The sequence below is a fragment of the Photorhabdus sp. RW14-46 genome (assembly GCF_963887965.1).
GTDB classification, from domain to species: Bacteria; Pseudomonadota; Gammaproteobacteria; order Enterobacterales; family Enterobacteriaceae; genus Photorhabdus; species Photorhabdus laumondii.
On sequence record NZ_CAWPHH010000002.1, the window covers coordinates 66760 to 81939 of the forward strand.

The window sequence follows — 15180 nt, forward strand, 5'->3', positions numbered from 1 at the left end:
TACCGGACTTATTGTAAGCCCGGTAATCCAGATTTATTCAGTGGCAAGGGAACCTTTCTTTGTACGAAAGACTAATACAAGTCCTGATAAAATGGCGGCCATTCCCAACAAACTTAGAGCAGGTAACGAATTTCCTAAAAATAAATAATCCATTACAGCGGTTACACCAGGAACGAGATAAAAAAGACTGGTTACATTCACTAAATTACCTGCCTGAATGAGTCGGTAAAGTAATAATTGAGCCACAACAGAGATAACTAGCCCTAACCATAATAATGAAATAATAAAGCCAGGCACCAGTTGAAATTCAAAAGGTTGGAAAGGAACAAACAATAAACAAAGTAGTAGACTAACACTATATTGCAGGGGTAAAACCGCAGAAGGAGCTTGATGAATTCGTTTCTGTAAAATCGCACCAATACTCATACAAGCCAATGCTGCTAAGGCAAAAGTAATACCAGCAATAGAAAACCGAGACAGCACCAAGCTTTGATACACCACTAATACCAAGCCCAATAATGCTAATAACAAACCCGCTAAACGTACAACCGAGAAACGACGTTCGATCACCAACAATGTGATAATCGGTTGAATCCCCATCACTGTAGCCAAAACGCCAGGCGTGATCCCGTTATCCAAAGCAAAAAAGTAACAAATAGAATAGCCGCCAATTAACAAAACACCGGTACCCGCAATCTGTTTGCGAGTACCATGTTCAGGTAAATAATAGCCCTTATGCCTGAATAATAATCCTAGAAATATCAAAAAAATAAGTGCAATAGCAAAACGCATCGTAAGAATGGCAAATGCGGTACTATGATCGAGTCCCCACCGAGAAAAAATCGCACCACTGCTCCACAATAAAACAAAAATCAACGTTGAACTATAAGAGATCCATTGAGCTTTAGAAGTCATAGAGAATCCACACCCTGTTTTACATTTAATGTACCCAAGTCAACGCAGCTAGCCAAATCTGACATTGACTAAATATCACCCCTCTCTCAAAGGTAATCATATTATACTGTTATGGATAATATAAGGAGGTAGAATAGCAGGAGGAAAAATGAAAGTGAAACGCATGAACACATACGCTTCAGCTAATACTAACCTGGCAAGTGTGTGCATGCGAGTAGTGGCCTAGTCTATCTCTTCTAACATTGACATGGGTTATTTCTAAATAGAGGCGCATATTCCATTTCGTTATGGATAAATATCTGTAAGCACGTTGCGTTAGGTCCACCAGATAAGATCACCATTTTGCTGTAATCCCATAAAACAGGTCACCAGTAAACGCCGTTCTGGTGCAGAGATAGTATTGCCATTCAGTACCGCATGGACCAAGTTCCCATTCAGTAATACCAAATCTCCCGCCTCAATATTAATCACCATACTTGCATGATCTTCCAATAATTCCGACGGGTATGGAAAACCACTGTAAGTTAAACCAAGGGCACTACGCGATTGGTCGTCAGGTTGAATGTTCCATACTTTTAATTGTCCGCCATTTTGAGGAACGTCAGCGTAAAAATTTACCGCCATAACACGATTAATCTGTTGGATCTCAAAATCACTCTGGCGCGGATCACTTAACTGCGCAAGATCATCATGAGGTAATAAAAGGAATTCGCCAAAATTATTCCAATACACAATTTTTACATTACCCGCCGCAACACCATGATACATTGCAGGACGCATTACCCGTAGGTTATTACTACTAAAATGAACTATTTGATCAATAAAACGATCAATGGGATTGATCGTATCTTGAAACACCTCATTAATTGCTGAACGGAAATTTTCTGCTTCTTCAATATATTGGCGGGTATCTTTTTCAATATGAGATGCTCCAATGAAATACCCCTCAACACCTTCAATACCTTCTCCGTAACGAGGAGTCCGTGCCGAAGAACACCAAAAGTTCTCAATTATTTTCCTACTTTGTTCTGACGGAAGAAAATTACGAACCCGACAAGCCGCAAGGTGGCCATCTAAAAGGGCAGAAAGTGCGTGTACAGATATATTGTTTGATGTTTCGTATATCATAAACTCCGATTCTGCCAGTGTTGCTCCTCTAATCTCGAATTTTTCTTGCATTATAGTAGACTCACCCATTATTTTTGATTTATACCCGTCATCTTTCAAGTTGCCTCTTTGTTGGCTGCACTCACTCACCCCGGTCACATAGTTACCTATGCTCCCGGGGATTCGTTCCCTTGCCGTCGCGATGCATCTTGAAATCCATTGGGTATATAGATCTATGAAGTAAAGATCTATGTCTATGTAAAAAACCCAGTATTGCAGGTACCGGACTAATAACTCTCTTCTGTGCAAAAAGCTGGATCGAATATTTTCTACGTAAATCAGGTAATAGCTTCCAATGCGTGTTTCCTGAGATATGATGTTCTTGGTGATAGCCATCATTAAACATCAAAAAATTATAGACACGGCCATAGTAACTCACTGAATTTGCAAATTTATTTCCCGGCAATGCACCATAATGCTCATAATAATTTTGTATATTAACCAGAACAAAGGCAAAATAGAGAGAAGGTAGATAGCAAAATAAGGCCCATTCCCAAGACCAAGTGAATAAGATAATCACCCACATCGCTTGAAATAATCTATCCAGTCTCAATTGCCACAACTCTTTCATTCTCCTAACTTTTACTCTTGAAAGAAGTTTTTCATATCCTTTATCCGCTTTACTAAGCGGTTTATGCCAGATAAATATAGCCCATAACATACGAACTAAACTGTTATAAAGAGTAAATATTCCACCAATGGTAGAATAATTCCAAAGAGTATTATGTTCCCCTCTTTCTTTTCCATTGATAAAGGTTGAAGAGATATCCTGCGGTCCACTTTCGCCGACTCCCCGGTCGTTATTATATTTGTGGTGATTACGAACATGGGACAAATGATAAGACTGTATAGATTGCCCAATATTCATTGAATTCAATATAGACACAAACATATTCATGGTATTAGAAACAAACCAAGGAGTATGGGTAAAAAAATGCGAGATCACTACTATGTTGTAAGTTGCCATCAATGTAAGGAGAATAACATGAGTCAACCACCCCATAATAGTGAAACCATTCCAATACACAACTAGCGTAATAGTGGCTACCGTATGCAAGATACTTAATGCAAACATTACTGCATCCCAAGGGGAATATCTCCAGATAGCCATCATTATTTATTCCTAGTCAAGATAAGACTGTAAAGTTCCGCGCCGTCTTACATCCACTGTTGCACAATGGAAGGAACCGCCGAACGTATTAAAATTCCTGAAATTACATGGAATTGGCGTAAAGCCCCAGCGTTTCATCGCAGCAATCATTGGTTCATCCTGCTTTTCAACAATCACGCGCTGTTCATCCAACATCAGAATATTCATGTTGATCCATTTACTGGTGGTATACAGAGGATGGTCATCAGGAATAACCGGTTTCGGCGCATGTAATACATCCCAGTTCCTAAACAATTCAGGAATTTTTAATACTTTTTCTGGGTGAATTAACAGTTTTCCTGGCGCCATAGGAACAAAGGTGGCATCAATGTGCATAGGGCTATCATCGTTAAATTCAAAAACATGAATACGATATTCATCACCTATATGACGACGAAGCCATTCAATACCAAATTCATTTGTAACATGGCTCTTTTGAGCAATGATATCTCGCCCACACCGAATAAAATCCGCAGCATCAAAAGTTGGTTCAAATTCAGTTATAGCAAGGGGAACACGCTCCTTACTATTAGGCCGATGCCATTCGAAATTATATTGTTCCTCAGTCAACTGCGGCTTTGGCCCAGCGCTCCATTTTGCCCCTTTCTTAAAGTAATCTTTAAGTAAAGTCTTATATGCCGCTGTCTCAAAATAACGGGAACGCCATGCTAGCGGGCATTCAATAATATCATTTCCAATAACTAACAGCACATCGCGAGGCATGGCACAATAAAACCCTGTACTACTCCAGCCTGGTGCACCAAATACCTGAGATTGGTCTTGCGGATCCGGACGACGTACTGTCACACCTTCACCTTCAAGAATATGGACAAACTCTTCTAACTCTCTAGATGCTGCATCAATTTGCTCTTGCGGAAATGACCGACCTGCATATCGATGAAAATTATCAACTTGATTCGGTGGTAATATTGGCTCTGTCGCCATATGCCAACCGGGAAATCTGGCGCCATCAACTACACCGACAATAACTTCCTCAAGTGGGTCCCACTCATTAAAAGAACAAACTGGGGAAGTATTCTTACTATTACAATCTGTTACATTTGAATCAAGCATGTCGTCTCCTGATATTTTAATATTATGTCGCTTTAAAACTATAACAATTGTATTAATCGCGACCCTATTTCCATCAATATAAACCTCTTAGAAAAAATTCAATTTCAATATGTAATCATACATAATATTATAGATTTACATTTCTTTCCGTTTAAAAAGTCAAATTAACTATGATTTTTTATAACTAACAAATCCAACAATAAATCATAATATTGGCTATTTAAAACAGTGAAAAACTGTTATAAAATTTATTTTTTCATCATAAAACTTTCAGTTAAGGTAATAATATAAAAAACAACTTTATAGTTTCACCGTAGTTTTATAACGCTAAAATAAGAATATAAATTTGTCTGCGAGCAATAATATATGGACATTTGAATTTGTAAAGAAATTAAATTTAAGCATTGTAAAATAGAGTTAATGTGATTGTTTGCTATATAATTATTGACTTTATAAATATTAACACAGATAAATAAAAGCTTATTTATAATAACATTGTTTTTTTAATTCTATAATAATGAACCTCAATATAAACACAGGCAGAACAGTAATATTACCATTCTGCCTGTAGTTAAGTGTATTTAATAGAAAGTACATTTAGGATTTGAATAAAACCAGTTTCATCATACAAATAAACATTACATTTAATTTCAATTAGTAACAATACTGTATTTGATAACTGATTATATTTCTTAAATCAAATCCAGTTATTCTAAGAAATATTTTAATTCACGCGCTCATTTAGAAATTTAACAAATACTTCTTAAATTTCAACACCTACTATATATTTTATCTTAGTAAGTTTACTTTTTGCGACTTTTACTTTTACATCTAATTTTTCATGAAGAACACGTAAAAGAGAAAGATAGAGCAGCACAATCTTATCTTTATCTTTATCATCAACTAGTAATAGATGAAAATCATCAACTACGCCTAAAATATTCAGACTAACAATGACTGAGCTGGGTGACAGAATATCAATATTGACCTTCTCTACTTTACCCACTTTAAGATCATCATCGACAATCAGCTCTTCATTTAACAAAATATCTTTCTTAATTATCATGACATAAACTCCAAAATTTAATCTAACCGATTGATAAATAACTTATATCATTCAAAAATAAATACAATAAGCCATTTATCTTGCCCACACAAAACGGTAACCATTTTCACTAGAAAACAAGGTGTTTATCAGGAATTTATCCAGCACTTAGATAACATATACAGCATTTTTAATGCCATATTGACGCTTTATCTAATACATATAACTATAGATGCGATTAATGTATTGTCAATAAAATAAAAAAATAAATTTAATTAATTTAAAATCAATATTTTATTACCCAACAGAAAATAAAAAAGATATTACATCCTGTAATGAGCAGGATATTTTTAGTAATTTTTTCTAGAAAATATAATGACAGCGATAAATGATAATGAGAAATAAATAGCTATTTCCCTCTACTCTACAAAAGCTAAAGTCGAGGAAATCATCTCATAAACAACAAATAATTCATAACGTTTTAATACTATATTTTGTAGAAATAACAAGCGGTATATTAATCAAGTGATGATTTATAGTAAATATTATAATTACATCCCATTCATCTATTATAATAACAAGAATATAAAATAAATCTCAAGCAATTATATTATTAAATTTATTACAAATCATTAATCATCAACTTGTTATACCCAATAGATTTCAAGATGCATCGCGACGGCAAGGGAGCGAATCCCCGGGAGCATAGCTAACTATGTGACAGGGGTGAGTGAGTGCAGCCAACAAAGAGGCAACTTGAAAGATGACGGATATATTTATATATATTTTTCATTGCCAAATGAGATATCGAATTAATAACAGTTAATATGTAAAAATAATACTAAAAAAAACGTGGTGTCAATTTTAACTATACCACGTTTTATTACTAAATTTAATATCACTTTACAATATAGAAAAACCACCGACGAATTAATACTACTTTAGATAACAGACTTTTATCCATAATCTCTGGACAACCAGTTCTTTATATCCTCAACAATAGGAGTAATTTGCAAAACACCTTCACTATTTCTAAATCCATGACTTAGGCCAAGGTATTGATAAAAGGTAATATTCTCTTTCTTTAATTGCTCTTCCATTTTCATCGCTGCACTAGGGTTAACTGAATTATCATTTAGTGTTTGAATAATCAGAATAGGTCTTTTAGTCTGACTTAACACTTTATATTGATCAATACCAAGTGAGACTCTCCACCAATTAGCACCATGATTACTCATTTCTATATGACTCATATTATCCCCGGCAGCTATTTTTTGCTGAAAATCCCTAAATCCTTTAATCTCTTCATTGAGATATTCTGGTGGCGCTTCACTTTTTATACTATGAATAACATCGTCAGCGAAATACCGACCTCCACCATTCAGTGACACAGTTCTATCAATATAATTGACTTGTGATGTAATTAAATTAGCAACCACTGCCCCTTCACTTCCACCCAAGATAATGATCTTGTTATATTTATTCTGATGTTTCAGATAATCAATGATCTGAATATAATCCTTAACTCGCTGCTCTGGCGTATCCAACCTAATATAAGCTTTAGGACAATCTGAACGCTCAACAACATCAGACCAAAGGAGTAATGCATTAATGCCATATTTTTCCACGGTCAGAACATCACTATCGGGATAAATATCACTGAACGTGTCATTCACAAACTTATTATTGGCGATACTATTACAATCAGAGCCTTGTATCAGTACTAATAAATTCTTACCACCTCTTTGCTTAAGATAGTAAGTTATTTCACTACCATCATGACGGAAAAACTGTTTATGCGTATTTATATTTGAGTAAGCAAAACCTATATAACATGAAAAAAGCAGAACAGATGTCATAATTTTCTGTCGTAGATTAAAACGATATGCTTTCATTAATCTCTCCTTTAATTGACATATACAAAGACCACAAATTGACGATATTGTTCCTGTCAGAAAAAATTTTAAAATTTAAAAACAAGGTTCAGAGTTTTTTATCCAAAGTGCTAACTAAAACACCCATACCTTTGGAGAGAAGAAATGCAAACCACTTTATCCACAGAAATTACATTACCCGATAATTATCATACCCACGATTTTTTCGCTCTTCATCAAAGGGATAAACAAAATATCGCTGAAATTGTGGAACAGAATAAAGTTCAAAAAGGGATGATGTGGGATGACAAACCTGCGGAATTAACCATAGCGATTAATGCAAAAACCGCACATATACAACTTAAGATTGATGGTGACACAACAGGCCCTGATGAGCTCTTATCTACTTTAGCATCACATATGCCAGGGCTTCTACAGCCTGTTCATCTATTTGAGTGTTTATATAAAAGGCACCCAGTTATCGGTTCACTTATTGCCAGACAATCAGGTTTAAGAATTTATCAATCGGCCACACCGTTTGAAGCATTAAGTTGGGCGGTTATCGGCCAACAGATCAGCGTCAGTGCAGCCATCTCTATTCGCAGGAGATTTATTCAGGCAATGGGCGTTCAGCACTCTTCCGGGCTATGGTGCTTTCCAACCGCCAGACAAATTATCAACCATTCAGAAGATGAATTACGCCAATGCGGATTTTCCGTCAGCAAAGCCAAGGCATTACTCCGCTTAAGTCAATTAATTGAATCTGGTGAATTAACATTAGCAATCTCTAATAGTGAGACAGATATTCAGCAATTGATAGATAATCTACTCGCTATAAAAGGCATTGGTATGTGGACAATTAACTATTCCCTGTTACGAGGATTTAACTATTTAAATAACTCATTGCATGGCGACGTCGCAGTAAGACGTAATATCCAAAGATTATTCAATCAAAATGAAAAAGTTTCCGCAGAACAAGCAGAAAAATGGTTGGCAGATTTCGCCCCTTGGAAAGCCCTATTAGCCGCACATTTATGGCAACAAGAATCAAGTGCAGGATATTGATGTTATTGTTAATTTTCATTTCCTTAGCTGGTATCGTGTATTGTTGCTATATACCCGTTATCCTTCAAGTTGCCTCTTTGTTGGCTACACTCGCTCACCCCGGTCACATCGTTATCTATGCTCCCGGGGATTCACTCCCTTGCCGTCGCGATGCATCTTGAAATCCATAGGGTATAGAACGATTAACCTTGAAAACAACTTTTTTCGTGAATATAAATTCTATGATAAGACCGACAAAGTTTCCAATAAATCAAATTGTTATGAGTCTATTCTCATTTCTTCTTTTTTAGATGATTTATTAAAAGAAAAAATTTCTAATACTCTTAAATGTACTACTGAAAATCCTATTGATAAAAAAGGAGGTGTTCCCCCCTTAATCAGTGCACACTTAGCAAACAAGTTTTAACTTAAGGTAAACAATACTTTGAAACTCTGCCGGAATTTTTTCTTTAATATCTGATAATATTTTTTTGTCTGCCCCGATAGCTTCTAAAAGCTCATTAATAATAGATTCTAGTTTCTCCGTTCTATCCCATTGGACTTTATAAGCTGCCGAATTTATCTTTTGTTCTATTCTCTGTAACTGTTTATTTTCTTTATATATATATTTCATTCTAATAATATTCACCTCGTTATCTACATTTTCTTTATAGGTGATAATCATATGAATATCATTAGATTTCTTAATGGTTTCAATGCTATCGTATTCACTCTCAAAAATAGCAGTTATGAGCTCATCAGGCTGAACACCTTTCACTAAGCAAAAGGCTACCATTCTTTCTATAATCTCGTTTACTTTTAATGAGTCGATCATCGTATCACCCTCTTAACTTCTTCAAGTATTCCCGCTAATGCCCCTATTGATTTTAGCAATGTTTTATTATCCCGATCCTTAACCGCCCCATATATCCTAGATAATTTGCTATTAATAAAACGAACAACAATACCATCATTAACATCTGTTGTCTTTAGATTAGGAATACAGCGATTAAAAACATGATAAAGCTCAGAGCCTTTTTCATCAATACCATTTTCAATCAAAAGATTAGCAACCTCATCCTGTATTCGAGTACTCAAGATTTGTCGCATCATTTTTCTTGCTTGCGCAGGCCGCTTCTCTATCAACTCAGGGTCTATTAATTTAGCAGCTTCACGAATTTCTCTCTCTACAAGAGAATCTTTCAAATTTTCAAGCACATCTAATGGTAGATCTACTCCCGATTGAATAATTTTATTTATATTTTCGGATACTAATGCATTTATCTCCGCTCTCTTTCTTTCAAATAATTCATTAAAATCTATATCATCAAGATATGAATCTTTATTACTAATAAAAGCCCCCTCACTATTTACACTAGCTAATGAATTTTCTCTCTCAATATATTCTCTATCACTAAATGTATATTCCCGGATACTTCCTCTTTTAGCTCTATCAACTTCCTTTTGAAATACATTCCACATTGTGTTGAGTCCAATTTCTTCGTGAAATATTACCAATCCATTATTATCAATTTCAAAAGCTGTTATTTCATCATCAGGTATTGCACGCAATATTCTACCAACCACTTGTGCAAATGCATTAATACTTCTATATGGCCTAAATATAGCCAGAATACTTAAGTATTTATGATCATAACCCTCCATCAACATGTTAACTGAAATTACGACATCACATTGATGATTTTCAATATTTCTAAAAGCTCTACGTAATTCATCTAAGGACATTTCACTATGAACAATAATAGAATTTAATCCCTTTTCTTTATACCAATGATATAAATCTTCTGCGTGAGAAATACTACAACCTACAGCTAATATTTTATGGGGAACTTTACTAGATAATTTCTTTAACTCATTTAATTTTAATATGCTATATTCAATAACATCTTTTGAGCATTCCTCAGACAGAGCGACACTTTTCTCTATCCATTCTTTATCTTTAAATGCCAATACCTCTTCCTTTGATAATTTAACTTCCTCATTTTCTTTTATAGAAAAATACAACTCATGTGCATTAACCGTCTCTTTTCTTAACCACTTCACATAATTATTTTTCATAACCTCTGAAAGAGGAGTTTCATGTATTTTTTCTCCAGGAATTTCTTGATTATCACCTCGATATGGTGTTCCTGTAACATGAAGTATCTTAGCCTCGCGGAAATATCCCAAAACTTCACGCCAACTTTGGGCAGGAGCATGGTGAGCCTCATCAATAATAATAAAATCAAAAAAATCCTGTGGAACTCTACTTATTAGACTTGTCTCACGCTTACTTGATACTCGATGTATATTAGAGTAAACAATATGACTAGCAAATAAATGCTCATCACTGATATCTTGAAGATATTCATTCACCACAGGAATATCTTTACTATTAAATATAACATCACAATTCACCCAGAAATTGTCCTCTAACACCTCTTGAGTTTTTCGTATACTATCTTTAGTAACAAGCCCAGGAGTTATGATGAGAACTCTTTTATTTGAAACTCCATATGGCGCAATAGAAATTAAACCACTTTTCCCTGTACCTGTCGGTAGTACTACTAATGCTTCTTTATTATCTGGCTGATTAAAATACTCTCTAATCTTGATGTATGCCTCAATCTGAGGCGTTCTTAATTTCTTATTTCCCTCAATATTAACTGCTGTATCAAAAAAATAAGACATACATATTCCTTTTACTCTACCAATTATATAATCACTATTAAACCCATATTCATGCAAAATAGTCTATGTAGTATGGACAAAATCTTGACTAATAGCACGAAATTTATAACTTGGTCGCTCAATAAATTACTTTTCATTTTTTCCTAATTGTTTCATTTACGCTATCTATTTCAATGAAAACACAATAATATTTCACAGTATATAATCCTATGAATAATTTAATTATCTAATAATAACCCGAATTCTGGATAAGAAATTGACGGGAATCCTGTTCTAGGAACAAAGTTTTAGTGAACGCCTAAAACAGCTCCGGGGAGGAGCAGGTCATGGATAAGTGAGTTGAAATTTTCTGTAATGTCGATGATTTTTGCAGCTTTTTAATACCCCAGTAGGAACCGTTTTGTTTCGATAACGGATACCGTCTGCGCCATCGGTAAGATTACATGTATCCCAATGAAATCATGACCATTTTTATCCTCTTTAACATGTCACATTACTGTAACTTTAACGCTTTCTATTTGGAACACCTCTGGAAATATCATCGTTTTCGGAACGATGCAGGGTTCCTCTGAACCTGCTGCTCATTAACGGAAGAAAATAAATAGTAAATTTTGTCTTCTACTGATGGGTCTCCTTTCATTTTTATGACAATTTTGGGAGCCTCTCTGGGAACACGATAATAAGCTATAAGCCCTTTTTCCTGATTTTCATAATCAAAATCGAGAACCAAGATTTTTTTATCCCCTGAATCCGGATAATAATGATACTCTTCGAAATAAACCACTTGCCCATCCTTAACAAAGATAATCTTGGAAAAGATATCAGTCCTTTCCTTTAACTCCGCGCCAATGACAGACTTAATTTCGTCAATATTCCAACCACTATCAATAACATACAAAGTGTCCCATTTAAACGGCGTAATTTTGCTGATGTTAACCAAGCAGTCTGTGTTTTGCTGGCAATGTTTATCAGCATAATCAAACATACTCTTAACAATGCTAAACTGTCGGTTACTATTGAACATAAAAAAAACTATCAGCAACGTGCATGAAAAAAAATGATTTTATTTTTTCTGCTGTTCCAATTGCATCGCCAATAGTTACTCAGGTGAAAAGCCATCTTCATTTCCTCTTTCAAATACCGAGTTCATATAAGAAAACTGCTCATCGGTGATTTTTTCTTTGACAATCTCAAACCCCATCGTATTTTTCTTGGCAACATACAGTCCCTCTTTATGAAAGCGATTCAACACTGCCTTGTCCTGCGCTTTCATTGACGAGTTCCTGCTCTGTAGGCCAATCCTACGCCCTATCTGGTTATTGAGTAAATCAATTGTCTGATCTGCGTCCTTAAGGGCAGCAAACTGCCGGATGTTAAGATCTATAATAGGGCAATTCTCTTTGTTATATTTATCCTTATAAGTATTAACTATATCAGCAAAGCCAAAGCATTACTCCGCTTAAGCCAATTAATTGAGTCTGGTGAATTAACATTAGCAATCTCTAATGATGAGCAAGATATTCAGCAATTAACAGATAATCTACTCACTATAAAAGGCATTGGTATGTGGACAATTAATTATTCCCTGTTACGGGGATTCAACTATTTAAATGGCTCATTGCATGGCGACGTCGCAGTAAGACGTAATATCCAAAGATTATTCAATCAAAATGAAAAAGTTTCCGCAGAACAAGCAGAAAAATGGTTGGCAGATTTCGCCCCTTGGAAAGCCCTATTAGCCGCACATTTATGGCGATAAGAATCAAGTGCAGGGTATTGATGTTGTTGTTAGTTTTCATTTCCTTAGCTGGTATGGCGTATTGTTGCTATCGAACGATTAACCTTTTTACCCGGCTTGCCTGTCTGAAGCGCATCGAGCGTCTCTTCAACGAGTTTGATATCGTGAGCGTTTGCTACGGCAACAACGAGTGAAAGAGGAAGCCCTTTAGCCTCTATCGGGAGGCTGCGTTGAAAAGATTCACTTTTCCCGCTTAAGCCCCCCCCAATTTAAAGCGGCTACAGCAGTAAGTTCATATTCGCCGTATGTCATCAGACTCACTTTGTCAGCCAAATTAGTGTGATATTCTTGCCAGAAATCCTAATTGTATCCACAACATAAGGCGATGATTGATGGAGCAGTCTCTCTTGAAATGTTGCGCAGCCAGTGGCCGGAGCTGGCGGAATTGGCATGTATGGCGGAATGCTAGGTTCACTCCGATCCGGAAAGCTGTCTGGTGAAGTTACGTAACTACACCGAATTGATGGTACGCCTGTTGCATTTAAATCATCAAATTGATCCATGCCTGTTCCTCATAAATTCTCTTTTTTCTTGGTCGAAATTTTTGATCTTGGAACAGGCATTGAGTTACATCTTTTATCCAGAGTTCAGGTTATTTATGTAAATCATATTTCGCAATAAATACACTTTCTCCGGTAATAGTCAGCGGGATCGATTCTAGGCCAATACCCTCACACGGTCCTTCTGTACAATGACCATCATGAAAATTAAATCTGGCATAATGAATCGAACACATAAACTGACTGCGGTCCGAGGTAAATATCTCACCGGAGCGAACATTCAAAGGCACATCAAAATGTGGGCAAACATTCATATATGCCCGTAGTTGACCTGCATCATTGTAGATAAACATGCGAAACTGCGTTTTTCTGTGTTTCCCAAAGCAAAATTCCATCACTCCGCCAGATGTAATATCAAAAACAGAACACAGGTATGTTCCTGGCAGAGGCGCATTTTTTTCCTGATACCAGACTTTCATTTTACTCCTCCCGTGGAGCACCAATCCCCAACAGCCAAGGGCGAACGATAATTTCTCCATACCCTCGCCAGCATGTAAGGGTCATCCTTTAAAAATGCATACACCCGGTGTGCCGGGCAGATGCGGGCACGCAGCGTCTCCCGAGCAGGTCTGTCAGTAGCCAAAACGACAAAATACACGGTTCCTTTTCCTTTCAGACGCGTTCAATCAGGATAGCTATCCCTTGTCCCACGCCAATGCACATGGTGCAAATGGCATATCGCTTTTGCCTCAACGACAGTTCCAGCAAGGCGGTGGTAACCAGTCGGGCACCACTCATGCCCAGCGGATGTCCCAGAGCTATTGCGCCTCCATTAGGATTCACTCGCTCATCGTCATCCCTCACCCCCAAAGCACGCAGTGTCGCCAGCGCCTGCGAGGCGAAAGCTTCATTGAGTTCCAGCAGGTCTACTTCATCAAGGCTAATCCCCGTTTTCAACAGAAGTTTTTGCGTGGCCGGAGCCGGACCAAAGCCCATAATGCGTGGTTCCACTCCCGCCGTCGCTGCTGCAATAACTTTGCCGCGCAGTGTCAATCCATGCCGTTGCACAGCCTCAGCAGAGGCCAGGATCAGCGCACAGGCTCCGTCATTCACCCCCGAAGCATTCCCAGCCGTCACTGAGCCTCCTGCACGAAAGGGAGCACGCAGTTTTGCCAGTCCTTCCAGCGTTGTCTCAGGCCGCAAGTGCTCATCCTGATCGACCACCAGAGACTCTCCCCGCTTCTGTGGCACGCTGACTGAAACGATCTCCAAACTGAAACGTCCTGATAACCGGGCAGCCTTAGCTTTTTGCTGGCTGCGAAAAGCAAATAGATCCTGATCCTGACGGGAGATACCAAACGTTTCAGCAACGTTTTCTGCCGTTTCCGGCATGGAATCCACACCATACAGCTCGGCCATTTGCGGATTGATAAAGCGCCAGCCAATCGTCGTATCGTGCAGTCCGTTAGCTTCCCGGCTGAATGGGGTTTCAGCTTTTCCCATCACAAAAGGAGCACGGGACATTGATTCAACGCCACCTGCAATGATGAGATCAGCTTCACCGGCTTTAATCGCCCGAGCACCGATGCTGATGGCATCCATGCCAGAGCCACACAGGCGGTTGACCGTGGTCGCCGCAACCGTCACCGGCAGGCCGGCCAACAGTGCCGACATACGTGCAACATTACGGTTATCTTCTCCTGCCTGATTGGCACAGCCATAAATCACTTCATCCACCGCCGACCAGTCCAGATCTTGGTATTTTTGCAGAAAATATTTCAGCGGCACTGCCCCCAAGTCATCTGCACGAATCTTGGACAATGCGCCGCCATAGCGCCCGATCGGCGTACGAATCGCATCACAAATAAAGACTTCTCTCATCATCATGGTTCCTAAATGAAGATTTCTTTCTGACAGAAATA

The 15180-nt window shown here is 37.4% G+C and carries 14 protein-coding genes and 3 pseudogenes; 4 read left to right on the forward strand and 13 right to left on the reverse strand.

All coding sequences use genetic code 11. From position 1 onward, the window contains the following. Nucleotides 1-33: 33 nt before the first annotated feature. The 6 genes from AACQ38_RS02075 to AACQ38_RS02100 form a co-directional block, all read right to left on the reverse strand. Nucleotides 34-915: a DMT family transporter gene (locus AACQ38_RS02075; protein ID WP_165577298.1), complete on the reverse strand. Its 882-nt coding sequence runs from the start codon at nucleotides 913-915 to the stop codon at nucleotides 34-36. A gap of 315 nt (nucleotides 916-1230) precedes the next feature. Next, entirely contained in the window at nucleotides 1231-2181 is a 951-nt protein-coding gene (locus tag AACQ38_RS02080) for a 2OG-Fe(II)-dependent halogenase WelO5 family protein (protein ID WP_339367020.1), read from the reverse strand. A 4-nt stretch (nucleotides 2182-2185) separates the two neighbouring features. Further along, on the reverse strand, nucleotides 2186-3193 hold the full coding sequence (locus AACQ38_RS02085; protein WP_165577404.1) for a fatty acid desaturase family protein: 1008 nt from the start codon (nucleotides 3191-3193) through the stop codon (nucleotides 2186-2188). A 12-nt stretch (nucleotides 3194-3205) separates the two neighbouring features. After that, nucleotides 3206-4306, reverse strand: a complete 1101-nt coding sequence (locus tag AACQ38_RS02090; protein ID WP_165577299.1) for an amidinotransferase — start codon at nucleotides 4304-4306, stop codon at nucleotides 3206-3208. 763 nt (nucleotides 4307-5069) lie between these two features. Next, on the reverse strand, nucleotides 5070-5372 hold the full coding sequence (locus AACQ38_RS02095; protein WP_011144559.1) for a hypothetical protein: 303 nt from the start codon (nucleotides 5370-5372) through the stop codon (nucleotides 5070-5072). Nucleotides 5373-6307: 935 nt separating this feature from the next. Next, nucleotides 6308-7246 (reverse strand): alpha/beta hydrolase family protein, encoded by a 939-nt coding sequence (locus AACQ38_RS02100; protein ID WP_165577300.1) that lies wholly within the window; start codon nucleotides 7244-7246, stop codon nucleotides 6308-6310. Between the two features lie 144 nt (nucleotides 7247-7390). On the opposite strand from AACQ38_RS02100, the gene AACQ38_RS02105 reads away from it, so the two are divergent. Continuing rightward, nucleotides 7391-8290: a DNA-3-methyladenine glycosylase 2 gene (locus AACQ38_RS02105; RefSeq protein WP_165577301.1), complete on the forward strand. Its 900-nt coding sequence runs from the start codon at nucleotides 7391-7393 to the stop codon at nucleotides 8288-8290. Between the two features lie 388 nt (nucleotides 8291-8678). Here the strand turns inward: AACQ38_RS02105 and AACQ38_RS02110 are convergent, their stop codons facing one another. Together AACQ38_RS02110 and AACQ38_RS02115 are read right to left on the reverse strand one after the other, a co-directional pair. Beyond that, nucleotides 8679-9104 (reverse strand): hypothetical protein, encoded by a 426-nt coding sequence (locus AACQ38_RS02110; protein ID WP_011144556.1) that lies wholly within the window; start codon nucleotides 9102-9104, stop codon nucleotides 8679-8681. Then, the gene (locus AACQ38_RS02115) at nucleotides 9101-10960 is read right to left on the reverse strand and encodes a DEAD/DEAH box helicase (protein ID WP_165577302.1); all 1860 of its coding nucleotides are present in this window, start codon (nucleotides 10958-10960) and stop codon (nucleotides 9101-9103) included. The genes AACQ38_RS02110 and AACQ38_RS02115 overlap by 4 nt, the downstream gene beginning before the upstream one ends. 344 nt (nucleotides 10961-11304) lie before the next feature. Here AACQ38_RS02115 and AACQ38_RS02120 point away from each other — a divergent pair. After that, a pseudogene (locus tag AACQ38_RS02120) lies at nucleotides 11305-11502 on the forward strand (IS982 family transposase); the annotation flags it as partial. Here the strand turns inward: AACQ38_RS02120 and AACQ38_RS02125 are convergent. Beyond that, nucleotides 11499-11945 carry a hypothetical protein gene (locus AACQ38_RS02125; protein ID WP_165577303.1) on the reverse strand — a complete coding sequence of 149 codons (447 nt, stop codon included), beginning with the start codon at nucleotides 11943-11945 and terminating at the stop codon, nucleotides 11499-11501. The pseudogene AACQ38_RS02120 and the gene AACQ38_RS02125 overlap by 4 nt on opposite strands. A 114-nt stretch (nucleotides 11946-12059) precedes the next feature. Then, a complete protein-coding gene (locus AACQ38_RS02130; protein ID WP_165577304.1) occupies nucleotides 12060-12233 on the reverse strand; it encodes a hypothetical protein in 174 nt (57 codons plus the stop codon). Nucleotides 12234-12524: 291 nt separating this feature from the next. Here AACQ38_RS02130 and AACQ38_RS02135 point away from each other — a divergent pair, with 291 nt between their 5' ends. Then, complete coding sequence (locus tag AACQ38_RS02135; protein WP_242685502.1) at nucleotides 12525-12719, forward strand: hypothetical protein; 195 nt, start codon at nucleotides 12525-12527, stop codon at nucleotides 12717-12719. Between the two features lie 80 nt (nucleotides 12720-12799). On the opposite strand, the pseudogene AACQ38_RS02140 reads toward AACQ38_RS02135, so the two are convergent. Next, a pseudogene (locus AACQ38_RS02140) lies at nucleotides 12800-12907 on the reverse strand (IS5/IS1182 family transposase); the annotation flags it as partial. Nucleotides 12908-13083: 176 nt separating this feature from the next. Between AACQ38_RS02140 and AACQ38_RS23990 the strand changes: the two are divergent. Beyond that, nucleotides 13084-13254: pseudogene (locus tag AACQ38_RS23990) on the forward strand (DUF4145 domain-containing protein); the annotation flags it as partial. A gap of 96 nt (nucleotides 13255-13350) precedes the next feature. On the opposite strand, the gene AACQ38_RS02145 reads toward AACQ38_RS23990, so the two are convergent. Then, a complete protein-coding gene (locus AACQ38_RS02145) occupies nucleotides 13351-13797 on the reverse strand; it encodes a Rieske (2Fe-2S) protein (RefSeq protein WP_082302937.1) in 447 nt (148 codons plus the stop codon). A 133-nt stretch (nucleotides 13798-13930) separates the two neighbouring features. Continuing rightward, nucleotides 13931-15139 carry a 3-oxoadipyl-CoA thiolase gene (gene pcaF / locus AACQ38_RS02150; protein WP_165577405.1) on the reverse strand — a complete coding sequence of 403 codons (1209 nt, stop codon included), beginning with the start codon at nucleotides 15137-15139 and terminating at the stop codon, nucleotides 13931-13933. Nucleotides 15140-15180 lie beyond the last annotated feature (41 nt).